Here is a 25,506-nt window from a genome sequence, read left to right on the forward strand (position 1 = left end):
ATCCTTACCAGCGTGATCGTCGTGTCCATACTCATGTTCGTCCTCGCGCTCGTCGTCGGCTCCGTTGCCACGGCCTCGCTGACAGGCAAGCTCCCCCGCAACCGGTGGGCGGGAGTCCGAACGGCGGAGTCCATGCGCGACGACGAGACCTTCGTCATGGCCAACAAAGTCGCAGGCCCCACCACGGCAGCGTCGGCGCTACTGCTGCTCATCGGCGGTGCAGCGGCACTGATGCTCGGCGGCGCATTCTCGGTCATCGCCGTCGTCGCATGCCTGGTCGCCGCGTTCGTCACCGCCGGTGTCGGCGGATCCATCGGTGCGCGTGCGGCCGCCGCCACACCTACCCCGGAGACGGGTGGGTGCGGTCACTCCTGCATCTCGTGCAGCCTCAAGGACGCGTGCGCCCCGAGCTGAGCTTAGAAGCGGAGCCTGCGGAGTGACCAGACCGACAGCAGTGAAGCAGCGGACGTTCGACCCGGCTGGAGTGATCTTCGGCGTTGTCGTGCCGATCGCTGCGGCCGCACTCGGACTCGTGGCCGTGCAGGTCTGGCGCACCCGGCTTCCGGATCAGATCGCCACCCACTGGTCGGGCACCGAACCGGACGGATTCATGAGTCCGTCGACGAGCGCTTGGACTCTCGCGATCGTCATCGTGCTCGTCGGCGGTGGATGCAGCGCCGTTGCAGCGCTGTCCCACGCCCTGCTCATCCTGCGCCGGACGATGCTGATGATCGGCCTCACCGTCGTCGGCCTCATCACCGTCCTGCAACTGGCGATACTCGCCAGGCAACTCGATGTCACGACCGTCACCAACGTCGAGATCCCCGGCTGGGCGATCGGAGTAGGAACGCTCGTCGGATTCGCCGTCGGACTCCTCGGCGCAACCCAGCTGCGTGACTACCGAGACCGTGTCGACGCCACTTCACCGCCGCCGGCGACGTTGCCGCGCGCGAGGGCCGAACTCCCCATCGTCGAACCCATCGGCGCGAGCCGCACATCCATCGCGATCGTGTTCACCATCCTGGCCGCGGCAGCCGCACTGACCTGCTGGCTGTCCGAGTCCTGGTGGCCGGTCGCCGTCTTCGCACCGATCGCGGCGTTCACCTCGTCGCTCATGCGGTACGAGCTGATCGTCGACAAACTCGGCATCCACGTCCGCAGCCTCGGCATGCCCGCCTTCGAATACTCCATCGGCGAAGTCACCGGGGCCTCGGTTCGCGAGGTGGACCCGTTCTCGGACTTCGGCGGATGGGGCCTCCGCGTCAAAGGCCGCGGCAACTACGCGGTGGCCACCCGTAAAGGTCCCGCCGTGTTCCTCACCTTCGCGAACGGACAGAAACTGACCGTCACGGTCGACGGCGCGGACGCAATCGCGGGTACCGTCAACTCGCTGGCGTCCGAGCGTTGAATTGCGCTGAAACAAACCGATCGCCGCTTTTTACATCTAGGCTGTGATCGTAAAGGGGTAAGGGCTGGAGGCCGGCACGGACGACACACGATCATCAGCGGACGACAAGCCCGGATCGGTCCGCACCGGCAACCACAGGAAGCCGTCGACCGATACCGTGTGGACCACGCTGCAGGAGTGGTACCAGCAGCCGTTCGATTACGAGTGGATCATTCACCACCGCTCCACGCGGGGCCTGCACCGATCGCTTCAGAACATGTTCGGCGCGGCCACACTGCTGTACGCGGCCGCGTCGATCCTCATGCTGTTCAGCTCACGCGGACCACAGGGACTCCTCGCCCAAGCCTGGGTCGGCCTCGTTCTGCTTCTTCAGGTCGCCGTCGCTCTGCGCTGGTTCTTCGGCCCGCTACCCACACGCCGAGACTTCATCGCCTTCGCCATCTTCGGTGACGTCGGCCTGACGTCCGTGCTCGTGCTGTACGAGCCGTTCGGTGCACTCATCGGATCCGGCTTGTTCGTCGTCACCGGTGCGTTGTGCACCTACTTCCTCAGCCAACGCTGGCTGCTCGCCCACCTCGCCTGGTGCGTCGTGTTCGTCTCCATCACGGCCGTCAGAGCAATGTTCACGGGGTCCGAGGACGTACCGACAGCCCTGGCCGGCGGACTCGTCGCCATCGCCATCAACTCCGCGATACCCCTGCTCGCCCACATCGCGTGGACCGCGATCGGCCGAGATGCCCGACGCTCGCTGCTCGACCCACTGACCGAACTGCTCAACCGTCGCGGTGTCGAAGACGCGGCCCTGACCCTGATGTCGCGCAGCCACGCACGAGGTCACTGCCTGGTGGTCGTCGTCGTGGACATCGACCGATTCAAGGCCGTCAACGACTACTTCGGCCACGATGCAGGCGACGACGTCATCGTCACCGTCGCCCACCGTCTACGAGAACTCTTCGAGGACGACGGCGTCGTCGCCCGCACCGGGGGCGAGGAATTCCTCGTCGTGTTCACCGGCACGATCGAACATGCCCACGACATGGTGCACCGAATCGGCCACAGCCTTTACCGCGGCGACGATCGGATCCCCATCACGGTGAGCGTCGGAGCCGCCGTGGTGTCGAGCCCGTCGGACCTGTGGAACGACAATGCCGCCACCATCACCAAGGCCACCCGGGCCGCCGACTCGATGATGTATCGAGCCAAGTACGACGGCGGCAACCGCACCGCCTCGATTCAACTCTGACACCCCGAACCCGGACGACCCCAGCAGAGAGCCCGGACTTCACCGTGGAAGCCCGGGCTCGGTTCTGATTGCCGGCCGGCCTAGCCTCCCGTGACCGGAGCGTTCCACACGCACGGGACGTCACCGACCGGGAAGCCGTCCGGGTCGAGTGCGTTCTTGATGTACCCGATGGTCCGCGGGGACACCGACATCGACAGATGATCGGACAAGTCGACGCCGCAGCCGTCCTGCAACAGAACGTTGTTCACCGTGGCATCGGGTCCGGCTTCGAGGAACGTCGTCCGGAACGGAGTCACCACCTCGTCGAACCGAGTGGCGATGGCCGTGTAGTCGACACCGCGCTCGGTGTCACCGCCCGCCGTCAATGCCTTGATGAGGTCGGAGTCGACGACCTGGTCCGACGCCGCGGGCCCGGCGACAGCACCCACGAGCCCGAGCACGTTCAAGCCGAGATTGTTGATGGTCCGCCCCAGGGTTCCGATTCCGACGAGGGTCGTCCCGTGATTGGACCCACCGAGGCTGACGATTCTGCCGACCTTGTTCTTGCTCGGATCCGACGGATCGGCGCCGCCCTCGAACCGCATGTACTGACGCGACGCCAGGCTGCCCTGGGAATGCCCGACGATGTCGACCTGCGCCGCCCCGGTCCGTTCGAGGACCGCATCGATGTAGAAGGCGATTTCCTTGGCGCTCTCGGTGATCGGGCCCGTGCCTCGCAGCGCCTTGACGTGGCCGAGTGCACTCGAATCCTTGTCACCGGTGTTCGGCGCGAAAACGCAGTATCCCTCCGCCTTCAGTGCCGGGGAGATGCGAGCGAAGTTGTTGTATGCGTTCTCCCAAGTACCGTGCAGCAGCACAACAGGATTGGGGTGTTCTTCGGTCGGCTTGCAGCTCCAGTCGTTAGCGCCCGGCGGCGCGACATCCGGCTTGACGATGCTGTAGAGGAACCCGGCGAGAAAGTTCTTCTGCTCGGGCCCGTACCCGATGGTCTCGGTCTCCGGATCGTCGGTCACCCGCGCCGGCGCGGCGTCGGCGACATCGGGTTTCTCGATGCCCTGCTCTTCCGCCTTCGGTCGCTCCGCCTCCGACCCCTCGGGAGGAATGACCTCCGTTCCGTCTTCGCTGATCGTCGCGGGCAGTGCCGTCGCCGACGGCACTGCCGAGTCGGTGGGTTCGGTTGGCTCGGCGGGTTGCGCAGAGGCAACCGACAGGCCGGCGAACATGACGGCCGCGGACAACGCCGCGATGGTCGTCATGCCTCGTGCTCGGCCTCGTAGTCGTGAATGGTCGATCGACATCGACCGAGAGTGTTGAACCATGCGCGTCCCTTTTCTTCTTCGGCATCGCTGGCGAGAAGGCGTGACTCGATTGCAGCGCGATGCTGTTTGCTGAATCACAGCAGACGGTAGAAGTAACATCGATCACTTACCACACCCGCGCCACACGTCTGGAAACGTGGTCGTCCGACGGCAGCGACATTTGGGTCCAGTCACAACCCAGCAACAGCCGTCCGCGCCGATCAGCGGCCGAGACGCGTCATGATCGCGTCACGCAACGCTCCACGAGGCGATCGGGCCGTGTCCTTCGTCAGCAGCACGAACTCGATACCTCCGAGGTCCGGGAGATCCTGACCGTCCAAAGCCACAACGCCTTCGGGAAGCGTCGACTCCGCATGCACCAGGTAGCCGAGGCCCGCCTGAACGGCTGCACGCAACCCCAGCTCGCTGTCCGTGACGCAGGTGAACCGCCAGCCCCTACCCTCCCGACCGAGTGCAGCCAACGCCGCGGACCGCGTGATGCTCGGTGGTGGATACGTCACGAACGGCACCGGACCCGGTTCCACCCGCGTTCCCGGAATACCTGCCCAGACCAACCGATCCGCCCACACCAGATCACCGTGCGTCTCACCGGGGCGACGCTTGCCGAACACCAGGTCCAGCTCGCCGCCGTCGAACTTGGACCGCAATGTCTCGCTCAACCCGACGGTCAGCTCGAGGTCCACGCCGGGATGCGCCCGACGGAAGTCGTAGAGCACGTGCGGCAACTCGGTCGAGACCAGGTCGTCGGACACCCCGAGCCGGAGCCTGCCCGCCAACGGGGCTTCGGCGAAGTAGTGCTCCGCCTCCGCGGTGGCGTCGAGGATGGAGCGAGCGAATCCGATCATCGCGGTGCCGTCGGCCGTCAGCTCCATGTTTCTGGTGTCCCGGAGGAACAACTCGCGCCCGACGGCCTTCTCCAGCCGCGTGATGTGACCGCTGACCGTCGACTGACGCAGCCCCAGCAGATCGCCGCCTGCGGTGAAGCCGCCTTCCCGTTCGACAGCGAGGAAGGTTCGAAGCAGAATCGGATCGAGATTCACCCGTCGTTCCTATCACGATTCACGTTCACAATTAACGCAGCTATCGACTTTCGCGATCAATCGCCGACCGATATCGTGAGCCCAGTGAACTTTCTGCGGCAGATCCGGCCCGACGGCTTCGTCCTGAGCATCATCGCGATCGCGGTGCTGGCCAGCATCTTCCCGGCGTCGGGTACCTCGGAAACCGTCCTCACCTGGGTCACCCGAATCGCCATCGGACTGCTGTTCCTGATCTACGGCGCCCGCCTGTCGCCGCAGGAAGCATGGCAAGGCGTCAAACACTGGCGACTCCACTCCGTCGTGCTGGCCACCACGTACCTCGTGTTCCCCCTCGTCGGACTCGGCCTCCGCCTGCTCGAACCGACTGTCGTCACAGCGGACCTCTACACCGGCATCCTGTTCCTGTGCCTCGTGCCGTCGACGGTTCAGTCCTCCATCGCCTTCACCTCGATCGCACGCGGCAACGTCGCCGGAGCAGTCGTCAGCGCCTCGTTCTCCAACATCATCGGCGTGTTCGTGACACCGCTGCTGGTGATTCTGTTGATGAACACCACCGGGGACGCGCACGTCGACGCATCGTCGATCCTGAGCATCTGCGCTCAGCTGCTCCTGCCCTTCCTCCTCGGGCAGGCCCTCCGACCGCTCGTGAAAGGCTGGCTCACCCGACATTCCGGGCCGACGAAAATCGTCGACCGCGGCTCCATCCTGCTGGTGGTCTACGCCGCCTTCAGCGAAAGCATGAATCAGAACGTCTGGTCGTCCGTGACGCCCCTGCAGATCGTCGCGGTCGTCCTCGTCTGCATCGTCGTCCTCGCGCTGATTCTGGCGTTCACGTACTGGATCGGCCGCGCCATCGGCTTTCCCGTCGAAGACCGCATCGTCCTCCTGTTCTGCGGCTCCAAGAAGAGCCTCGCGAGTGGACTACCCATGGCCTCGGTCCTCTTCGTCGGCGGGCCCGTCGGCCTGATCGTCCTTCCTCTGCTTCTGTTCCACCAGATCCAACTGATGGTGTGCGCCGTACTCGCCCAGCGATACGCGCGCCGAGCCGAAGCCCGGCTATCGCCTGACAAGGATGATGCGCAATCCGCCCTGGCGGATTAGCGTCGGCACCACAGACGAAGAATGTGGAGGATCGACGTGCGGAAAGAGTTGTCGAAGCCAGGCAAACACCCAGGCGGAGTCATCGCCGCGGCATACACCGGGAGACTCGCCACCGATCCCATCCCCGCACTTCGGCTCCCCGACGAGCAACTCGACCCCGAAGCCGCGTACCGCTTCATCCACGACGAACTGATGCTCGACGGCTCCTCCCGCCTCAACCTCGCGACGTTCGTCACCACCTGGATGGACCCGCAGGCCGAGAAGTTGATGGCCGAGACGTTCGACAAGAACATGATCGACAAGGACGAGTACCCGGCGACGGCGTCGATCGAGGAACGCTGCGTCAACATGGTCGCGGACCTGTTCCACGCGCCCGGACTCGACCCGGAGGATTCCAAGTCCGCGACGGGAGTGTCGACGATCGGATCGAGCGAAGCGGTCATGCTCGCAGGCCTCGCCCTGAAATGGCGTTGGCGCGAAGGCCGCAGCGACACCTCGCGTCCCAATCTGGTTCTCGGAAGCAATGTTCAGGTCGTGTGGGAGAAGTTCTGCCGCTACTTCGACGTCGAACCCAAGTACCTGCCCGTCGAACCGGGGCGGTACGTCATCACCCCGGAGCAGGTTCGAGATGCCGTCGACGACAACACCATCGGCGTCGTGGCCATCCTCGGAACCACCTTCACCGGCGAACTCGAGCCCGTGGCGGAGATCTGCGCGATGCTCGATTCCGTCGCCGCGTCCGGTGGACCCGACGTCCCCGTCCACGTCGACGCGGCCAGCGGCGGGTTCGTCGTACCGTTCCTTCATCCCCACCTCGAATGGGACTTCCGCCTACCGCGGGTGAAATCCATCAACGCCAGCGGTCACAAGTACGGATTGACCTATCCCGGAATCGGTTTCGCGGTGTGGCGGACACGCGAGGACCTACCCGAGGACCTGGTGTTCCGGGTGAACTACCTCGGCGGCGACATGCCGACCTTCACCCTCAACTTCTCACGCCCCGGCAACCAGGTGATCGGCCAGTACTACAACTTCCTCCGGCTCGGACGCTCCGGATACAGCGACATCATGCACGCACTGCGCGACACCGCCGTTCGCGTCGCCGGTCACCTGTCCGAGCATCCCGCGTTCCACGTCATCACCGACGGCAGCGCCATCCCCGTCGTCGCATTCGAACTCGCCGGCGACCGCGAGTACACCGTGTTCGACATCTCCCACGAACTACGCGCACGCGGCTGGCAGGTTCCCGCGTACACGATGCCGGACGACGCCACCGGAGTAGCGGTGCTCCGCATCGTCGTGCGAGAGGGATTCAGCGCAGACCTCGGCAGGCTGCTGTGCGGCGCCATCACCGAGGTGATCGATCAACTCGACGCATCGGCCGCAGGAGGTGGACACTCGTCGGCCACCCACTTCGCGCACTGAATCCTCAGTTGCGGTCGACGTCGATCGGGTGAGAGGCGAGCATCGCCAGCGGCAGGGGTTGACGACGCAGCACGTGGGCCCACAGATCGATCTTCGGTGGACCGATGACATCGGAGGCGAGGGCGGAGACGACCATCCAGTCGTCCCGCTCCAGCTCGCCCTCCAGCTGCCCGAGCGTCCAGCCGGAATACCCCGCGAAGATGCGAACCCCCTCGACGTGCGGCGCGATGTCGGCCGGATCCGAATCCAGATCCACCATGACGACCCGACCGTCGACGCGGCGCACCCCGGCGATCCCGTCGATGTCCACCCCCGTCCTCACCGTCGCCAGGCAGAGAGCGGAATCCCTCTTCACCGGACCGCCCACGTACAGGGCCTTCGGACGTGCCGCGAGGTCGGTCCACTGCGGTAACACGTTCTGGACCGCGGTGTCGCTCGGCCGATTGATCACGACACCGAGGCTGCCTGCGTCGTTGTGCTCGATGACGTACACGACAGTGCGCCGGAACGTGGGCTCGACCAGCTCGATCGACGACACCAGCAAGCTCCCCGGTCGCACCGATTGCGGGGCCGGTGCCGTCTGGTCTTCGGGTTCTTCCGCATGCGCCGCCATGCAACACATTGTGGCACCGCGCACCTACGGATGTAACGCAAGGAAGCTCAGGTGTTGTTCGGCGCCCCATCGAACCCCGAGAGCTCGGCCAGGCTCGCCAATTGGTACTCGAACAACGCATCTCGGCTGCTGAAGGTGTCCGAACCGTACTGATCGAACACATCGAAGCTGACGGCACCGAACAGTGCCGCCCACACCAGAACTCCGCGAGCGATCACCTCGTCGGACATTTCCGTTCCCATTTCGTTACGAACGTCCGTGAAATTCCGGCTCAGCGCAGCCAGCGACACCGGCTCCGTACGTTCCGCCAGCGTTCCCGCGGTCCACGCCTGATCGAAAATCGACACCAGCTTGACGATCACCCTCGTACCAGGACCGGTCGTCTGCTCGGCCGGAGCGTTGTATCCGGGCACCGGGCTTCCGAACAACAGCGCATACCGCGCCGGTTCCCGCAGCCCCCACCCACGGACCGCCCGACCGAGCGCGAGGAACTTCTCGAAGGGACCGGCGACCTCGTCGACAGCCTCGTCCACGACGTCGCCGAGCTCGGTGTACGCGTCGACGACGAGCAGGGTCAGCAGCTCGTCCCGACTCTTGACGTACCGGTACACCGCCGAGGACACGACACCCAGATCCCTGGCGACTGCGCGCAGTGACAACGCCGCGGCACCGTCGGCAGCCAGATGCTCCCGTCCGATACGGGTGATGTCGGCGAGGGTCTGCTGTCTCGCTCGAGCGCGGGGCGTGGTCGGCATGGATTCACAGTATCGGCCCGGCCGACACGTACCCGGCGGCGAAACCGTCCCGCCAGAAACGAGAGCACTGCTCTTGCTTTTCCCAGCCGACGAGTGCACACTGGAGAGAACAGAGAGCAGTGCTCACATTTCGAACGAGGGAGACACCATGAACCAGCTACACGTCGTCATCGGAGCCGGACCGGTGGGCTGGACCGTTGCAGAACAGCTTGCTGCACAGGGACATTCGGTACGGATCCTCACCAGGTCCGGATCGGGCCCGGAACACCCGGCCGTCGAACGTCACCGAGTGGACATCGAGACCGACGACCTGACCGACGAGTTCGCCGGTGCCACCGCCATTTATCTCTGCACTCACGTCGCCTACGAGAACAAGGTCTGGCGCGAGAAGCTCCCCGCGATGGAACAACGGGTGCTCGACGCCGCCGCCGGAACCGTCGTCGTCTTCCCCGAAAGTCTGTACTCCTACGGCAAGGTCGTCGGCCCCATCCGAGAGGACAGGCCACGCACGGCGACTCACCGCAAACTGGGCGTCCGAACCCTCCTGTTGGCCGCCCGCGACGCCCACCGCACCCCGACCGTCAGCGTCGCCGCATCGGACTTCTACGGTCCTCGCGTGAGGACGTCGCACATGGGCGAACGAATCGTCCCCAAGGTCACGACAGGCAAATCCGTCAGCGTCATCGCGAAGGCCGACGTACCCCACTCCTTCACCTACATACCGGACTTCGCCGCAGCGATGATCGCCGCCGGAGCAAGGAAAGACCTGTGGAACACGTTCCTGCACGCCCCCACCGCACCTGCCGTCACGCAACGACGCATGATCGAACTCTTCGCCGACGCCGCCCGAGTACCCGCACCCACCGTCACCGCGATCCCGGCATGGATCGTCCGAGCGCTGGGCGTCGTACCCGGGCAGATGAAAGAACTGGGCGACACGCTGTACCAGTTCCAGTACCCCTACGTCCTGGACAGCACGCGCAGCGACACACTCCTCGGCCTTCACCCGACCCCGCTCGACGACGGCACCGCAGCCACCGTCGCATGGTGGAACGCCGAGGAGCTGACTCCGACCTCGTAAAGTACGTCAGGCTAAAGTTCAGCGAGTGAGCGAGACGACATTCCTGGCGCGATTGCGCGATTCGCCGGGCGCAGGCAAGCTCACCGCCATTCGTTTCGCAGGCCAGTTCGGCGACGGACTCTTCCAAGCCGCACTCAGCGGCGCCATCCTGTTCAACCCCGAGCGGGAATCGAATCCGGCTGCCATCGCAGCCGGGTTCGCTGTCCTCCTCGTCCCCTACTCCGTCATCGGCCCGTTCGCAGGCGCCATGCTGGACCGCTGGGATCGCCGCGCAGTCGTACTGTGGGCCAACGTACTTCGCATCGTTCTCATCGCCGTCACCGCAACCCTGCTCTGCGTCGGCGGCGGTGAGACACCCCTGCTACTGCTTGCCCTCACCACCGTCGGACTCAGCCGATTCGTCCTCGCCGGCGTCTCGGCGTCGCTCCCGCACGTCGTACGAACCGAATGGCTCGTACCCATGAACTCCCTCCTCGCCACCATCGGTTCCGGCTTCGCCGCTGCCGGGGCGGGCGCAGCCGTCGGAATCATCGGATACGTCGGGGCGGGAGACTTCGGCTCCGGAATGGCCGTGGCCGCGGCAGCGTCGGGCTCGATCGTGGGCACCGTCGCCGCCGCTCGATTCGCACGTAGGTCACTCGGCCCGGAAACACTCCCCGAGCGTGGTGACCACGGCGCGATGAAAGCCGCGGTGGACATCGCCCACGGACTCGGATCCGGTGCCGTGGCCGTCTGGAGATCGCCGACGGTCACCGCCGCCATGACCGGCATCGGCGCCCACCGAATCGTGTTCGGCGTCGACACCCTCGTCATGGTGCTCATCCTGCGCGAAACCACGTCGAGTTCCCTGCCCGGCGGACTCGCCGGATTCGGCATAGCCGTCGGCGCCACGGCAGCCGGAATGTTCGTCGCTGCCCTGCTGACGCCGTTCGTTCTGCCACGATTCGGCCGTGTTCGCTCGATCATGGTGGCTCTCGCGGCCGCCGCGATCGTCCAGGTCACGTTCATCAACACCCTCACTCAGACGAGCCTGCTCATCGGCGCGTTCCTGCTCGGTGTCGCAGGCCAGACGATCAAGCTCACCGGCGACGCATCGATGCAGACCGAAATCGACGACGATCACCGCGGACGTGTCTTCGCCCTGCAGGACACCGTCTTCAACATCTTCTTCGTCGCCGCTCTGGCGGTCGCGGCGTTCGTCGTCGGTCCGGACACCACCGACCTCGCTGGTGAAACCTCTGCACACGTCGTCGTCCTGGCTGGTGCCGCGGTGTACCTGGTGGGAGTGGTAGCGATACTCCGCAGGTGAGTGGAAATGTAGGCCCTGGCCTACATTTCAACTCACAGGACGTTTTTCCACCAGGCCAGCAGTTCCTTCTCCGCCTCCTCGCGGGGGAGGGGACCTCGGTCGAGTCTGAGCTCCTTCAGGAACTTCCAGGCCTTGCCGACCTCGGGGCCCGCCGGGATACCGAGAAGTTCCATGATGGCGTTGCCGTCGAGATCGGGACGAACCCGCGCCAGGTCCTCTTGCGCCGCCAGGGCGGCTATCCGCTGTTCCAGATCGTCGTAGGTGGCCTGCAGTGCCGCCGCCCGACGCTTGTTACGCGTCGTACTGTCGGCGCGAACGAGCTTGTGCAGCTTGGGAAGTAGATCTCCGGCGTCGGTGGCGTAACGGCGCACGGCCGAATCCGTCCACTGACCTTTGCCGTATCCGTGGAAACGGAGGTGCAGAAACACCAACTGCGACACGTCGTCGATCATCTTCTTGGAGTACTTCAGCGCGCGCATCCGCTTGCGCACCATCTTCGAGCCGACTACCTCGTGGTGGTGGAAGCTGACGCCTCCGCCCGGCTCGTGCCGACGCGTATCCGGCTTCCCGATGTCGTGAAGCAGTGCAGCCCAGCGCAATACGAGGTCCGGGTCACCGTCCTCCAGCTCGATCGCCTGCTTCAGCACCGTCAACGAATGCCAGTAGACGTCCTTGTGCTGGTGATGCTCGTCGATCTCGAGCTTCATCGCAGGTACCTCGGGCAGCACGTACCCGGCCAATCCCGTCTCGCACATCACGTCGACACCCTCGAGCGGGAACTCGCCGAGGATCAGCTTGTCCAACTCCACCTGAACACGCTCGGCCGTGATGCGTTCGATCTGACCGGCCATCTCCGTGATCGCCTGGTGCACCCGCGGCATCAGCGCGAACCCGAGCTGCGACACGAACCGTGCGCCGCGAAGCATCCGCAGCGGGTCGTCGTTGAACGACTTCTCCGGGGTCGACGGAGTGTCCAGCAGTCCCTCGAGCAGTGCGTCCATGCCGCCGAGAGGGTCGACGAACTCCTGCGAGCCATCGGCGCCGAGACGAACGGCCATCGCGTTGACGGTGAAATCACGACGAACCAGGTCCTCTTCCAGGCTGGTGCCGTACCGAACTTCGGGATTACGCGAGACCTGGTCGTAGGAATCGGTGCGGAACGTGGTGATCTCGACCAGCTGATCGCCCTTCGCCGCACTGATCGTGCCGAACGCGATACCGGTGTCCCACTGATTGTCGGCCCACCCGGTCAGGAGCCGCTGGACGACCTCAGGCCTGGCGTCGGTCGTGAAGTCGAGGTCCGTGCCGAGCCGACCCAGCACAGCGTCGCGCACACTGCCGCCGACCAGGAACAATTCATGTCCCTCGGCGGCGAACCGACCGGCCAGCGGCGTCAGGATGTCCGACAGTTCTTTCAACGACACGGCAGCCGACGCCAGCAATCGTGCGCGACGGTCGGCGGACACGTCGGGCTGCTGGGGAACAGGAGACTTCTCGGCCACGTCGACAGAGCCTATTAGCAGGCGGTCCGACCGGGGGAAGGGCCCCACGTGAACAGGCTCGGTATGGCCGCGAGTGGAGCCCGCGGAACGAGCTCGGAATGGCCGCGAGTGGAGCCCGCGGAACGAGCTCGGAATGGCAGCCCGAAGCATTGGTTCTTTCCCTCTAGTATTGGTTGGGTGTCTGCTGGCGAACGTGCGAACAGGAGCCGCCGCAACCCGCGGCGGCGGAATTCGCGTGCCGAGACGGACAAACCGCGGCTTCGAACGGTTCGGGAGACGTCTGCTGGTGGGTTGGTGGTGGATGGGCTGGACGGCCCGCCTGCGCAGCGTTGCGCGGCGTTGATCGGCAGAACGGATCGTCGGGGCCGGTTGTTGTGGTCGCTGCCGAAGGGGCATATCGAGCAGGGCGAGACGGCGGAGCAGACGGCGATGCGTGAGGTCGCCGAGGAGACCGGTATCCAGGGTTCGGTGTTGGCGTCGCTGGGAAGTATCGACTACTGGTTCGTGACGGAGGGCCGTCGCGTCCACAAGACCGTGCACCATTACTTGCTGAGGTTTCTGGGTGGTGAACTCTCCGACGAGGACGTCGAGGTCACCGAAGTGGCGTGGGTCCCGCTGAGTGAACTGAACTCGCGATTGGCGTACGCGGACGAACGGAAGTTGGCGGCCATCGCCAGCCGCCTTATAGACGGTATGAGCGGCGAGACGAACGACCCCGAAACGCCCGTCGGCAAGCAGTGATGGCGCTACGTTCCAGGATCACTGCAGCGACGTCGGTGCTCGTTCTCGGTGCGTCGCTGCTGCTGGGGACCGGTGTTGCTGCTGCACAGGATCCAGCCGCGCAGGATCCAGCCGCACAGGATCCATCGGAGAGCTCGCAGAGCGAGGACGGGACCGTCACGTATCAGTCGTCGGCGTCCGATCTTCCTCGGACGACGCGCGGTACTCAGTTTCTCGAGATGTCGATCGACGCGGTTGCTCCCGGAACGGTGACGACGACGAGCGAGCCGTTCGTGACGGTGCGCGCCACTGTCCGCAACACCGGGGACCGCCGGGTCGACGACATCAGCGTCCGTATGCAGAGCGCGGACGCTGTGGAGTCACCGGACGAGCTTCGGACGTCGCTGTCGTTGGATCAGCAGGAGTACGCCGACGTCGGTGAATTCCAGGTCGTCGCGGACAGTCTCGAGCAGGGCGCCAGCGCTCAGTTCACGGTGTCGATGCCGCTTCGCGGAACGCAGTCTCCGTCGTTGGGCATCGACCGCCCCGGCGTGTATCCGCTGCTTCTCAACGCCAACGGAACGCCGGAGTACGGCGGAACGGCGCGGCTCGACGACGCCCGCTTCCTGCTCCCGGTCACCGGGGTTCCACGCGATCCGACGGTGCCGGACCCGATGGCTCCCGACGCCGTCCCGCTGCCGCCGAGCACCGCGGACCCGGTGGCGACGACGGTTCTGTGGCCGTTGGCGGACAAACCTCGCCTCGCGGCGGGCATTCCGGGTTCGATCGACGACAGGGTTCGACTCGTCGACGACGATCTTGCCGGTGAGTTGGCGTCGGGCGGACGGCTCGATCAACTTCTGGAGGCAGTGGAATCGGCGACCGCGTCGGACGTCGACCCGGGCGGCAAGCTCGCACAGAGCCTCTGCATCGCGGTGGATCCGGACCTGCTGGTCACCGTCTCCAACATGACGCGCGGATATCTCGTCGTCGCCGATCCCGCCGATCCTGCGGGACCGAGCAGGGAAGGCAACGGTCGCGACGCAGCGACGGCATGGTTGTCGCGGCTCGAGACCCTCACCGAATCGATGTGCGTGACAGCGCTGCCGTTCGCGCAGGTGGATCTGGACACGCTGGGGAACGTGGGCGACGCGTCGTTGGCGTCGACCGCCCTCGAGTCGCCGGCCGAGGTGGTCGACGCGATCCTCGGCGTGACGTCGGTACGCGGTGTGGTGTGGAGTTCGACGGGTCAACTCGGTGAGGCAGGCGCGGCGACGGTGCGGTCCGTCGGCCAACGCACCGCGCTCGTCGCCGACAACAGCATCGCTCCCGGAGCCGCGGGGGCCGTGGCCCGCGTCGTCGGAGACACCACCGTCGCAGCCGAGCTGAACGCGACCGTGTTCGACGGCCCGACGGCGACGGCTCTGGCCGGCGTCGGGACGGATCCGTCGACGCCGCGTTTCACGCCCGACGACCAGCGGTACGACCTGGCCGGCGACTCGCGGACCGCTCGCTTGCAGGATGCGCTCGGCGCGGTGACGTACCACGCGTTGACGCCGCCCGACGGCGCTCCTCGAGCACTGACCATCGCTCCGCCTCAGTACTGGACGGCAGGCGGTGACGAACCCGATGCGATTCTCGGCACGGTGTCCTCGCTGCTCCGGACCGGTCTGGCGACGCCGCGCCCGTTCACCGAGCTGGCCGAGGAGCAACCGACCGGGCTGCCCGTCGAGACCGTCACGACGAGTGTGAGCGATCGGGACCAGAACCTCGAGGATCGCATTCGCGCACAGAGCAAACGCATCGAGGCGCTGCGTGGATCGCTCGTCGAGGACCCCCAATCGGTGTTGACGCCGCGCCGGTTCACTGCACCGCTACGTGAGGACCTGCTGCGTGCCATCGGGACCGCCGACCGATCGGTGGACCCGGCGGCCGCGTCGAACACGGCTCGAATCCGTCTGGACACGTCCGAGGCCGGGCTGAACTCCACCTTCGAAGCCGTGACGGTTCTGGCTCCCGGTGGCGTCTACACCCTGGCGTCCGAGCAGAGCCCGCTGCTGTTGGTCGCCCGCAACGATCTCCCCATCGGGGTCAACGTTCGGCTGAAGGTCGACGCTCCCCCCGAGATGACCGTCAGCGACGTCGGAGCGATGGCACTACCGGCGCGCGGAAGTCGAACGATCACCGTGCCCGCCCAGGTCGACGACAGCAGAAACCTCGCCGTCGACTTCTCCTTGACCACTCTGGACGGCCAACAATTGGGCGAAGCGTCCACGGTGTCCGTACGGTCGAACGCGTACGGACAGGCGTTGGCGATCATCACCGCCTGCGCCGGGGTCCTTCTGTTGCTGCTCGCCGGCCGCAGATTGTGGCATCGGTTCAAGGGTCAGCCGGATCCTGCAGACGAAGGGTACGAACGACCATGACGGGTAGCGACTTCCCGTATTCGGGAAACTTGCCCTATAAGGGAGCGCCGCCCGCCGGCGGCGGGCCTCGCGAACGGCTGCCCGCAGCTCAGGTTTTCCGACGCACCGAGCCGCCGAGGCCTGCGCCGTGGGAACGCGACGGACGGACCGCGGTACCGCCTCGGGAGATGCGGAGCTACCCGGCACCGCCGTCCCCCGACGGTGGCCCTGCCCCGGACAACTCGGTCACCCAGCTGATCCCGCGATTCCGCGACGAGGACTATCCGCAGCCCCCTCCGCCGGAGGCGGCACCGCCGCAGATGGACGAGCCGAAACCGCAGAAGAGCCTGCTCGCCGCCACCGGTTCGATCGCGGTGGCGACGCTCGTCAGCCGTATCACCGGCTTCTTCAAGCAGATGATCATGCTGGCGATCCTCGGCGGAGCCATCGCGAGTTCGTTCACCGCCGCCACGATCCTGCCGAACATGATCTCGGAGTTGGTGCTCGGCGCAGTCCTCACCGCGATCGTCGTACCGGTCCTCGTCCGGGCCGAGATGGAGGACCCCGATCGGGGAGCGTCCTTCATCCGTCGGCTCTTCACGTTGGCGTTCACGATGCTGTTCGTCGTATCGGTCGCCGCGACGATCAGCGCGCCCCTCCTCTCGCGCGTCCTGATCAAGGACGACGCCAAGGTCAGCAGCGACCTGACCACCGCGCTGTCCTTCCTGGTTCTCCCCGCGATCCTCTTCTACGGACTGTCCGGCCTGCTGACGGCCGTGCTGAACACCCGCCAGAACTTCCGGCCCGGCGCATGGGCACCGGTGTGGAACAACCTGATCGTGCTCGGTGTCTTCTCCCTCTACTTCTTCGTCCCGGGCGAGATCACGCTGAATCCGGTCGAGATGAGCGATCCGCACATCCTCATCCTGGGCCTCGGCGTCACCGCCGGTGTGGTGACGCAGGTCGCGGCTCTGATCCCGGCGTTGCGGCGCGAAAAGATCGACCTACGACCACTGTGGGGATTCGACGCCCGCCTGAAGGCCTTCGGTGGGATGGCCGCCGCCATCGTCCTCTACGTGGTCATCAGCCAGGTCGGCCTGGTGTTCGCGACGAACATCTCCGCCGGCGCCGACGAAGCAGGCCCGGCCATCTATTCACAGGCCTGGATCCTGCTGCAACTGCCGTACGGCATCCTCGGCGTGACGGTGTTGACGGCCATCATGCCGAGACTGAGTCGCAACGCCGCCAACGGTGACACGCCGGCCGTCGTCGACGACCTGTCCGTCGCGACTCGCCTGACACTGGTCGCCCTGGTGCCGATCGTCGTGTTCCTGACCTTCACCGGCCCGTGGGTCGGCGAAGCTCTGTTCGGTTTCGGCAACTTCAAGGACGAGGCACCGCGATTGGGAGAAGCGGTGAGCTGGTCGGCCTTCACCCTCATCCCGTACGCCCTGGTGCTGATCCACCTCCGCGTGTTCTACGCCCGTGAACAGGCTTGGACACCGACGTGGATCATCCTCGGCATCACCGGAATCAAGATCGCCCTGTCCGCGCTCGCCCCGGTCGTCGCCAGCTCGGACGAGCAGGTCGTGCTGTGGCTGGGTGTCGCCAACGGCATCGGTTTCGTCGTCGGCGCCTGTATCGGCGGATTTCTGCTGCACCGCAGCCTCGGAAATCTCCGCATGGCGAACGTCGGCAAGACGATCTGGATGGTTCTGATCGCGTCGGCCGCAGGCGGGACGGCGATGCTCGCGATCGACCGAATCGTCGATCTCGGTGGCCTCACCGAACCGTTCGGCATGATCGGTGCCATCGTCCGCGTCGGCATCTGCGCAGTGCTGATGCTCGGCATCACCTTCGGGATCCTGTGGTTCGGACGCATCCCGGAAGTCCTGGCCGTCACCGTCGCGATCCGCAGAATCGTCGACCGCGTCCTGAAAAGGTCAGCGCCCGCCCCCGAGCCCGTCGTCCCAGCACATCCCGATTCCATACCGGTCGTCAGTTCTGTTTCTGCATGGGACACTGCACCCGACCGACTCCCGTACCCTGGACGTCGGCGGACCGGGACGCCGTCCTCGTCGCGCCTGCCTGAACCCGGCGGGCGCATGGGGCTACCCGGGGCATACACGCGTGAAGGAGTGAGAGTGACCGACGACGAAGTGGCTGGGGGGCCGGCCGAGTCCGCACACAAGGGCGGCGACCGAGCACAAGGTGGCGTGGAGGTGGACGAGCGGCAGGCCGCATCGTCGGACTCCACCGAGCCGACCACAACAGCGTCGTCCGACAGCACTGCCACAGCCAAGCTCCCGGTGAACAAGCCCGATTCCGACAAGCCCGATTCCGACAAGCCCGCTTCCGAGAAGAGCGCCGGCGAGAAGACGTCTCTGATCAAGGGTGCGACCGCGGCCGAGTCCGAGTCGGCTTCGACGCCTGCTGCCGCCGAGCCGGCAGCGAGCAAGACACCTACTTCGAAGGCACCGCAGGCCGCGACAGCGGACTCCGAGACAGCCTTTACGGCTGAAGATGCAACCGAGAAATCGACGTCCGCAGCAGGCGCGGAATCGGCCGAGAAGGCCGCAACCCCAGCCAAGCAGGCTCCGGCCAAGCAAGCTCCGGCCAAGGACGCTCCGGCTGCCGAGGTGACGCCGGTGAAGTCCGGTGCCCCGACCGAGAACCCGCGTTCGCTCCGCGGTCCGAAGCTGATCCCCGGCGCTTCGGTTGCCGGTGGCCGCTATCGACTGCTGGCACCGCACGGCGGTGCACGTGGCCTCAAGTTCTGGCAGGCGCACGACGTCAAGCTGGACCGCGAGGTCGCGTTGACGTTCGTCGACTCCGAGCAGCAATCGACCGACGTCTCGGTTGACCGCCCCGAGGGTCCGCAGGCCATCCTGTCCCGCACACTGCGCCTCGGCCGCATCAATTCCCCCGGCCTGGCACGCGTGCTCGACGTCGTGCGCGGAAGTTCCGGCGGAATCGTCGTCGCCGAGTGGACTCCGGGTCGCTCGCTCCGCGAGATGGCGGACACCGTTCCGTCGCCGACGGGTGCAGCACGGGCCATCAAGGCATTGGCGGCCGCGGCCGAGGCTGCCCACCGCAGCGGCGGCGCACTGTCGATCGACCATCCGGACCGCGTCCGTATCAGCACCAGCGGCAACGCCGTTCTGGCGTTCCCGGCAACGTTGGCCGACGCCGATCCAGGTTCCGACGTCCGTGGTCTCGGCGCGATGTTGTACGCGTTGATCACGGCGCGCTGGCCCCTCGTCGACGCCTCGTCCGGCGGGCAGCCTCGATCGGTCGGCGGCATGAAGCCCGCAGATCGCGACTCGAACGGAAACGCCGTCGAGCCACGCCGAGTCCGTTCGGACGTACCGTTCGAGATCTCCGCGGTGGCGGTGCGTGCCCTCGAGCAGAACAGTGGCATCAGGACCGCCGCGACGGTTCAGCATGTCCTCGACCAGGCAGCCGTCGTCAACGACAAGACCGATCTGATGCCCGCATTGAGGCTCGGACAGCGGGCACCCGGTGCATCCGGCCATTCGCTCGCCGATCCGGAGGAGATGGCGGCGCAGCAGGAGCGGTCCCGTCGCACCAACATCGCCTTGGCGGTGCTGGGCGTTCTCACGGTGGTCGTGCTGGGATTCGCGGGGTACTGGCTGTTCACGTTAATCGCGGGCGGCAGCTCGGACGAGCCACTGACGTCTCAGGAAGCCCTCGGTCTGACCACCGAGGAGACGGCACCGCCCGCACCGGGTGCGCCCGGTCCTGCGGCCCCGGCGTCGAGCCCGGTGGCAATCGATTCGGTGGAGGTGTTCTCGCCGCAGGGCAGCGCGGACAACGCCGGATCGGCATCCAATGCCATCGACGGGGACCAGTCGACCGTCTGGGCGACGGACTCCTACTTCCAGCCGTTCCCGTCGCTCAAGGACGGTGTCGGCCTGATCGCAACGCTCCCGTCGTCACAGGTGCTCACCAGCGCGTTCGTCAATTCCCCGTCACCGGGAACGGTCGTCGAGATCAGGTCCGCACCCAGCGATTCGCCGAGTCTGAGCGACACCACCGTGATCGGTCAGGCAACTCTGGGTAGTGGAGTGACCGATATCCCGCTGCAGGTCAGCGAGCCGACAAGCCACGTTCTGCTGTGGATCACCGGGTTGAGCTCGGACAGCGGCCGCAATCAGTCGTCGATTGCGGACTTCGGGTTCACCGCACAATCCTGACGAACAGTCTGCGGGATCTCCCCTCACCTGCAGAATGCTTGAATTCGACAACGTTTCGTACTCCGCGGTCTCTATGGCTTAGGCTCTCCAGCAATGCGGTAACACGGGGGGAGCCGTTTTCGTATGGGGAGTGCAGATCTAAGCGGCGTCGGGGATGTTCTGAGTGGGCGTTCCGACGTGGAGTTGTTGGCTGCGCACGTTGCAGGCGACGAGCGGGCGTTCACGACGCTCGTGCATCGACACCACGAGCATCTGTGGATGACGGCGCGGCGAACCAGCTACACCACCGAGGACGCCGCCGACGCCTTGCAGGAAGCTCTGCTGTCCGCGCATCGGACCGCAGCGTCGTTCCGAGCGGATGCGGCCGTACGTAGTTGGCTCCACAAGATCGTCGTCAACGCCTGCCTCGATCGCATCCGACGCAATCGCTCGAGGCCGACGGTTCCGCTGCCCGAGGGTGACTCCGCCGAACTGCCGGACGTCCGCGATCAGATGTCCGCGGTCGAAACGTCGATCGAGGTGCACAACGCACTGATGGAGTTGGCCCCGGAGCAACGCGCGGCGGTCGTGGCGGTGGACATGGAGGGATACTCGGTGTCCGACGCGGCCCGGATCCTCGGTGTTCCGACGGGCACCGTCAAGAGCCGATGTGCGCGCGGCAGATTGAAGCTCGCGGGGCTTCTCGACTTTCTCCGCGAGGAGGGGAACCGATAACCAGGTCGGTGCGTCTTACAGTGTGTAGGACCGAATCATGCGTGGAAGGAGATCGGCATGACTTCATCCGACGCCGGTCTCCTGGAGCCTCCGTACTCGCCGGATCTCCTGGCCGATCTCCATGCAGGCGTTCTTCCGGATGCAGTGAGTGCGCAACTGTGGCCACGCGTCCGACAGGACCCCGATGCGGCCCGGATTCTCGACGCACTCGACGCCGTCACCGGGCGGTTGGCTACCGCAGGCCGTGAGCTGGCCTCGGGCGAGCCGATGCCTCCCGAGGTCGCGGAACGTATCGATCGCGCACTGTCCGCCGCACCCCCGGTTCAGGCTCCGACGGACTCCTCGACCCAGAACCGGGCGCCGGTTCCACTCGCGTCGCGTCGTCGTATGTCACGCACCGTCCTGGCGGCCGGGATCGCAGCGTCGGTCGTGTTGGTGACGGTGGTCGCGGCAGCGGTGGTGGTGGCGACGTCGGACAAATCGGGCGTCACCGACGGCGGGTACGCGGATGATCTTCGAGCGGATGCACCTACGTTGGTGCTGAGCTCCGACGATCTGGACAGCTCCCTCGCCTTCGACGTCATGGCGACGCGGGGGCGAAACGAGGTCACCGACGCGGGCAACCTTCGCGAATGCCTGATCGCCAACGGCTTTCGCTCGAACAGCACGGTGCTCGGATCTGCGCCCGTGGAACTCGACGGCAAGCCGGGAGTGATGCTGGTGATCGCGACCGCCTCGGCTGCCGACGGCATGGTGCTGTTGGCGGTCGGACCGGACTGCGGGGCGAACAATCCGGCCACGTTGGTTCGACGCGACATCGAGTGACTGGCCCGATACGAGTGGGAACAACACCCCTTACCCTGGTGTTGTCACACACGTCTGAAGTTCACTTGCTTCACGCGATTGCTACCCGAACATCTATCGGAAGGTCCGCATGACTACGCCCAAGGTTCACGATCTCATCATCGTCGGCTCGGGACCGGCCGGCTACACCGCTGGTGTCTACGCAGCCCGGGCCGAGCTCGAGCCACTGCTGTTCGAGGGCACTCAGTTCGGTGGCGCATTGATGACCACCACCGAGGTGGAGAACTTTCCCGGTTTCCGGGAAGGAATCATGGGACCGGACCTCATGGAGCAGATGCGCGAGCAGGCCAAGCGCTTCGGAGCCGACATCCGCACCGAGGACGTCGAAGAACTCGACCTGACCGGCGACATCAAGACCGTGTCCGCGAACGGTGAGACCTACCAGGCACGTGCCGTCATCCTCGCGATGGGCGCAGCAGCCCGCTACCTGGGCATTCCCGGGGAAGAGAAATTGCTCGGCCGCGGCGTCAGCGCCTGCGCCACCTGCGACGGCTTCTTCTTCCGCGACCAGGACATCGCCGTCATCGGCGGCGGGGACTCCGCGATGGAGGAGGCGACATTCCTCACTCGGTTCGCGCGCAGTGTCACGATCGTCCATCGCCGCAGCGAATTCCGTGCGTCACGCATCATGCTCGAACGTGCGAAGAAGAACGACAAGATCCGCTTCCTCACCGACACCAAGGTCAACGAAGTCCTCGGTGACACGTCCGTCACCGGCCTGATCATCGAAGACGCCCGCACTGGCGAGACCAGCACCCTCGACGTCACAGGTTTATTCGTCGCGATCGGCCACGATCCCCGCAGCGAACTCGTCAAAGGCCAGGTGGACCTGGACGACGAGGGCTACGTCAAGGTCACCTCGCCGTCGTCGGCAACGTCGCTGCCCGGCGTTTTCGCCGCCGGAGATCTCGTCGACCACGTGTACCAGCAGGCCATCACCGCAGCCGGTACCGGATGCACCGCCTCGATCGATGCCGAGCGTTGGCTCGCGGAGCAGGGTGACATCACCAGCAATACGCTCGAACACGCTGACCAGCCGGTCGACGCTGTTTCCGCCTGATCGACCCTGCTTCATCTTTCGTCCCAACCCTCAGGAGCACACCGAATATGTCCGATGACAAGAAGACCGTGACCATCACCGATGCGTCGTTCGTCGACGACGTGCTGACCAGCGAAAAGCCGGTCCTCGTCGACTTCTGGGCGACATGGTGCGGACCGTGCAAGATGGTCGCCCCGGTCCTCGAGGAGATCGCCGCCGAGCACTCCGACAAGCTCACCATCGCGAAGCTGGACATCGACGCCAACCCCCAGGCCGCGCGCGATTTCAAGGTCATGTCCATCCCGACGCTCATCCTCTTCCAGGGTGGCAAGCCCGTGAAGCAGATCGTCGGCGCCAAGGGCAAGGCAGCACTGCTCAAGGACCTCGACGCCGTTCTGTAGCAGGTACACGGTCATACCTCATCCACGCCCGACTGCGCAAGGTCGCTCGTCCGGGTCCACTCGGGCGTGGATTGCGGTCCGTCGGCTACTTTCTGCGACAATCGTCTGATGTGCCGACGCAGTGTCGGCACATCGACTGTTGTTCGTCGGCGTCGTAGCCACCGGTGGTCACGGTTCCTCCGGAACGCGACGCGGCCGACGATCAGCGTTCTTCAGCAGGAGGTCTTGGGGTATGCACCGACTCGGTCACGGCGACAGCGGTCCCGCCGTCGCAGAGGTACGGAGCACGCTGGTTTCTCTCGGATTCCTGCTGGACACCGCGTCGCCCACCACCGATGACGCGCTGCACTGGAGTGCACCCACCTCGGACTTCGATTCGTCCCTCGATGGCGCCGTCCGTGCATTCCAGCAACACCGCGGTCTACTGGTCGACGGCATCGTCGGGCCCGCGACGTACCGGTCTCTCAAGGAAGCGTCCTACCGGCTCGGCGCTCGCACTTTGATCTACCAGTTGTCCGCGCCGCTGTACGGCGACGACGTCGCCACCCTCCAGACTCGTCTGCAAGATCTGGGCTTCTACAGCGAACGTGTCGACGGCTACTTCGGCCCCAAGACACACGAGGGTCTCTCCTCGTTCCAGCGTGAAATCGGACTGTCTCCCGACGGCATCTGCGGGCCCGCCACACTGCGTTCCCTCGAGTTGCTGGGTGCTCGGGTCACGGGTGGATCCCCGCATGCCATCAGTGAAGAAGAATTGGTACGGCAGTCCGGGCCACAGCTGACCGGCAAGCGCATCGTCATCGACCCCGATCTCGGCGGAGCGGATACCGGTCTGATCGTCGACGGCTTGTACGGCCGAATCTCCGAAGCCGAAATTCTGTGGGACGTGGCAAGCCGACTCGAGGGCCGCATGGCGGCAACCGGTATGGAGACGTTCCTCTCGAGGGCGCGCGGCACCAATCCCAGTGTGGCCGAACGTGCCGAGACTTCCAACGCCTTCAACGCCGACCTGATGATCTCGCTCCGATGTGCGTCGAGTTCCAGCACCGCCGCCAATGGTGTCGCGAGCTTCCACTTCGGTAACTCGCACGGCTCCACCTCGCTCATCGGCCAGGTCCTCACCGGCTACATCCAGCGCGAAATCGTCGCCCGCACACCGCTTCTCGATTGCCGTAGCCACGGCCGAACGTGGGATCTGTTGCGGCTCACCAACATGCCCACCGTTCAGGTGGACCTCGGCTACCTCACCAACTCGGCAGACGTAGCCGTCCTCGGCGATCCTCGCTCACGCGACATCATCGCCGAAGCAATCCTGATCGCAGTCAAGCGTCTCTACCTTCTCGGTCAGGACGATCAGCCGACGGGCACCTTCACGTTCGCGGAACTCCTGGCCGAAGAACTGGCCGCAGCCGACAGGCGCTGAGAAACCAGCCGACAGGCGAATGTCGGCGGGTGTGTCAGCGGACTCCGACGGGCGTTTTGTGCTCGATTTCCACCATTGTCAGGCTCGCTGCGATGAGGAGCTGCTCGAGCGCCGATTCGACGTCTTCCTTCCAACCGTGGTCACGGTCGAGCTCGAGGCGAAGGCGAGGGTAACGGTGATGAGGCGCAACAACTTCGAACCCTGCTTTTTCGAGGAAGTCCGCGTCGATCATGCACGTGGCCTCCGTGCACACCAACGACGCCGATGCTCTCGGCCCCTGCACCTCGTCGTCGTCGGTGCGTCGTAGGCCGAATGCCTCGAGTGCCCGTACGCCGCGGTTGACCAGATCTGCGACGACAGCTTGAATCAGCGCTGCTGAGTTTCCTTCGCTGTCGACATCGGATTCGGTTCGGAGGGTCGTCAACAGTACGGCGTCGGCACTCACCGGCGACGTCGGGAATTGCGCGGCTCGGGGGACAGCACTCGGAGGGGCATACAGGGCACAGCCCGCTGTCGCACCGTCGAGTGTGAGCAGTTGTCCGCAGGATCCCCACTCGAGCATGATCATCGACAACCATGCTTCGTTCTCGAGCTCGAGATCTACGGCACCGCCATCTGCTTTGTCGGTAGCTGGATCGAGTACCCAGAAGCGGCATCGCCGTGTATGGGTCGGTAGTCGATCGAAGGAGTCCAACGTGACTCCCGTGACGAGCGGCGACACTGCTTACCTCAGCTTCCAAGCCCTAGAACTTTCGGCGTCCCGCACAGAACATCGGGCACGCACGTCAAGAATATGCGATCGATCTGCCCGTCGCGCCTCATGTAGCGGGCGCTGAGCCGATTGAACTCGTCCGGTCACACCTCGAATCGACGTGTTCGCTGTAAAGTTCTGCACTGCAGTACTTTTCACGTTCTCGACATACATCT

Annotated in this window: 21 protein-coding genes; 15 read left to right on the forward strand and 6 right to left on the reverse strand. The window is 65.4% G+C overall.

All coding sequences use genetic code 11. From position 1 onward, the window contains the following. Window positions 1-12 precede the first annotated feature (12 nt). From CH292_RS14245 to CH292_RS14255, 3 genes are all read left to right on the forward strand, one after another. Window positions 13-414: an SdpI family protein gene (locus CH292_RS14245; RefSeq protein ID WP_094655066.1), complete on the forward strand. Its 402-nt coding sequence runs from the start codon at window positions 13-15 to the stop codon at window positions 412-414. A 22-nt stretch (window positions 415-436) separates the two neighbouring features. Then, entirely contained in the window at window positions 437-1,408 is a 972-nt protein-coding gene (locus tag CH292_RS14250) for a DUF1648 domain-containing protein (protein ID WP_373454683.1), read from the forward strand. A 157-nt stretch (window positions 1,409-1,565) separates the two neighbouring features. Then, complete coding sequence (locus tag CH292_RS14255; RefSeq protein WP_019665086.1) at window positions 1,566-2,651, forward strand: diguanylate cyclase; 1,086 nt, start codon at window positions 1,566-1,568, stop codon at window positions 2,649-2,651. Between the two features lie 80 nt (window positions 2,652-2,731). Here CH292_RS14255 and CH292_RS14260 read toward each other — a convergent pair whose 3' ends face one another. Together CH292_RS14260 and CH292_RS14265 are read right to left on the reverse strand one after the other, a co-directional pair. Further along, a complete protein-coding gene (locus tag CH292_RS14260) occupies window positions 2,732-3,949 on the reverse strand; it encodes a triacylglycerol lipase (RefSeq protein WP_256978135.1) in 1,218 nt (405 codons plus the stop codon). 221 nt (window positions 3,950-4,170) lie between these two features. Continuing rightward, complete coding sequence (locus CH292_RS14265) at window positions 4,171-5,010, reverse strand: LysR family transcriptional regulator (RefSeq protein ID WP_037160661.1); 840 nt, start codon at window positions 5,008-5,010, stop codon at window positions 4,171-4,173. Window positions 5,011-5,094: 84 nt separating this feature from the next. On the opposite strand from CH292_RS14265, the gene CH292_RS14270 reads away from it, so the two are divergent. Next, on the forward strand, window positions 5,095-6,111 hold the full coding sequence (locus CH292_RS14270; protein ID WP_094655068.1) for a bile acid:sodium symporter family protein: 1,017 nt from the start codon (window positions 5,095-5,097) through the stop codon (window positions 6,109-6,111). Between the two features lie 21 nt (window positions 6,112-6,132). After that, window positions 6,133-7,536: a glutamate decarboxylase gene (locus CH292_RS14275; protein ID WP_094655069.1), complete on the forward strand. Its 1,404-nt coding sequence runs from the start codon at window positions 6,133-6,135 to the stop codon at window positions 7,534-7,536. 4 nt (window positions 7,537-7,540) lie between these two features. Here CH292_RS14275 and CH292_RS14280 read toward each other — a convergent pair whose 3' ends face one another. Both CH292_RS14280 and CH292_RS14285 read right to left on the reverse strand, forming a co-directional pair. Continuing rightward, the gene (locus tag CH292_RS14280; protein WP_019665081.1) at window positions 7,541-8,149 is read right to left on the reverse strand and encodes a YqgE/AlgH family protein; all 609 of its coding nucleotides are present in this window, start codon (window positions 8,147-8,149) and stop codon (window positions 7,541-7,543) included. A 47-nt stretch (window positions 8,150-8,196) separates the two neighbouring features. Continuing rightward, window positions 8,197-8,904, reverse strand: a complete 708-nt coding sequence (locus tag CH292_RS14285) for a TetR/AcrR family transcriptional regulator (RefSeq protein WP_094655070.1) — start codon at window positions 8,902-8,904, stop codon at window positions 8,197-8,199. A 148-nt stretch (window positions 8,905-9,052) separates the two neighbouring features. Between CH292_RS14285 and CH292_RS14290 the strand changes: the two genes are divergently transcribed. Together CH292_RS14290 and CH292_RS14295 are read left to right on the forward strand one after the other, a co-directional pair. Beyond that, window positions 9,053-9,985 carry an NAD-dependent epimerase/dehydratase family protein gene (locus CH292_RS14290; RefSeq protein ID WP_094655071.1) on the forward strand — a complete coding sequence of 311 codons (933 nt, stop codon included), beginning with the start codon at window positions 9,053-9,055 and terminating at the stop codon, window positions 9,983-9,985. Between the two features lie 25 nt (window positions 9,986-10,010). Then, window positions 10,011-11,294, forward strand: coding sequence for an MFS transporter (locus CH292_RS14295; RefSeq protein WP_019665078.1), 1,284 nt, complete (start codon window positions 10,011-10,013; stop codon window positions 11,292-11,294). A 32-nt stretch (window positions 11,295-11,326) separates the two neighbouring features. Here the strand turns inward: CH292_RS14295 and CH292_RS14300 are convergent, their stop codons facing one another. Further along, entirely contained in the window at window positions 11,327-12,796 is a 1,470-nt protein-coding gene (locus tag CH292_RS14300) for a CCA tRNA nucleotidyltransferase (protein WP_037160653.1), read from the reverse strand. A gap of 177 nt (window positions 12,797-12,973) precedes the next feature. On the opposite strand from CH292_RS14300, the gene CH292_RS14305 reads away from it, so the two are divergent. The 8 genes from CH292_RS14305 to CH292_RS14340 all read left to right on the forward strand — a co-directional run bounded on the left by CH292_RS14305 (window position 12,974) and on the right by CH292_RS14340 (window position 24,579). Then, entirely contained in the window at window positions 12,974-13,537 is a 564-nt protein-coding gene (locus CH292_RS14305) for an NUDIX hydrolase (RefSeq protein WP_026347790.1), read from the forward strand. Continuing rightward, complete coding sequence (locus CH292_RS14310) at window positions 13,537-15,942, forward strand: DUF6049 family protein (protein ID WP_094655072.1); 2,406 nt, start codon at window positions 13,537-13,539, stop codon at window positions 15,940-15,942. The genes CH292_RS14305 and CH292_RS14310 overlap by 1 nt, the downstream gene beginning before the upstream one ends. Beyond that, window positions 15,939-20,138 carry a lipid II flippase MurJ gene (locus CH292_RS14315; RefSeq protein WP_256978136.1) on the forward strand — a complete coding sequence of 1,400 codons (4,200 nt, stop codon included), beginning with the start codon at window positions 15,939-15,941 and terminating at the stop codon, window positions 20,136-20,138. Before CH292_RS14310 ends, CH292_RS14315 begins: the two co-directional genes overlap by 4 nt. A 123-nt stretch (window positions 20,139-20,261) precedes the next feature. Continuing rightward, window positions 20,262-20,852, forward strand: a complete 591-nt coding sequence (gene sigM / locus CH292_RS14320) for an RNA polymerase sigma factor SigM (RefSeq protein ID WP_051104895.1) — start codon at window positions 20,262-20,264, stop codon at window positions 20,850-20,852. A 57-nt stretch (window positions 20,853-20,909) separates the two neighbouring features. Further along, the gene (locus tag CH292_RS14325; RefSeq protein WP_020112247.1) at window positions 20,910-21,677 is read left to right on the forward strand and encodes a hypothetical protein; all 768 of its coding nucleotides are present in this window, start codon (window positions 20,910-20,912) and stop codon (window positions 21,675-21,677) included. Between the two features lie 109 nt (window positions 21,678-21,786). After that, window positions 21,787-22,776, forward strand: coding sequence for a thioredoxin-disulfide reductase (gene trxB / locus CH292_RS14330; RefSeq protein ID WP_094655074.1), 990 nt, complete (start codon window positions 21,787-21,789; stop codon window positions 22,774-22,776). 47 nt (window positions 22,777-22,823) lie between these two features. Next, entirely contained in the window at window positions 22,824-23,156 is a 333-nt protein-coding gene (gene trxA / locus CH292_RS14335; RefSeq protein WP_019665070.1) for a thioredoxin, read from the forward strand. A gap of 232 nt (window positions 23,157-23,388) precedes the next feature. Continuing rightward, window positions 23,389-24,579, forward strand: a complete 1,191-nt coding sequence (locus CH292_RS14340) for an N-acetylmuramoyl-L-alanine amidase (RefSeq protein ID WP_019665069.1) — start codon at window positions 23,389-23,391, stop codon at window positions 24,577-24,579. 34 nt (window positions 24,580-24,613) lie between these two features. On the opposite strand, the gene CH292_RS14345 is transcribed toward CH292_RS14340, so the two are convergent. Then, the gene (locus CH292_RS14345; RefSeq protein ID WP_019665068.1) at window positions 24,614-25,300 is read right to left on the reverse strand and encodes a hypothetical protein; all 687 of its coding nucleotides are present in this window, start codon (window positions 25,298-25,300) and stop codon (window positions 24,614-24,616) included. Between the last annotated feature and the right edge of the window lie 206 nt (window positions 25,301-25,506).

Origin of the sequence: Rhodococcus sp. 14-2470-1a (assembly GCF_002259425.1) — a bacterium.
Lineage (GTDB): Bacteria > Actinomycetota > Actinomycetes > Mycobacteriales > Mycobacteriaceae > Rhodococcoides > Rhodococcoides fascians_E.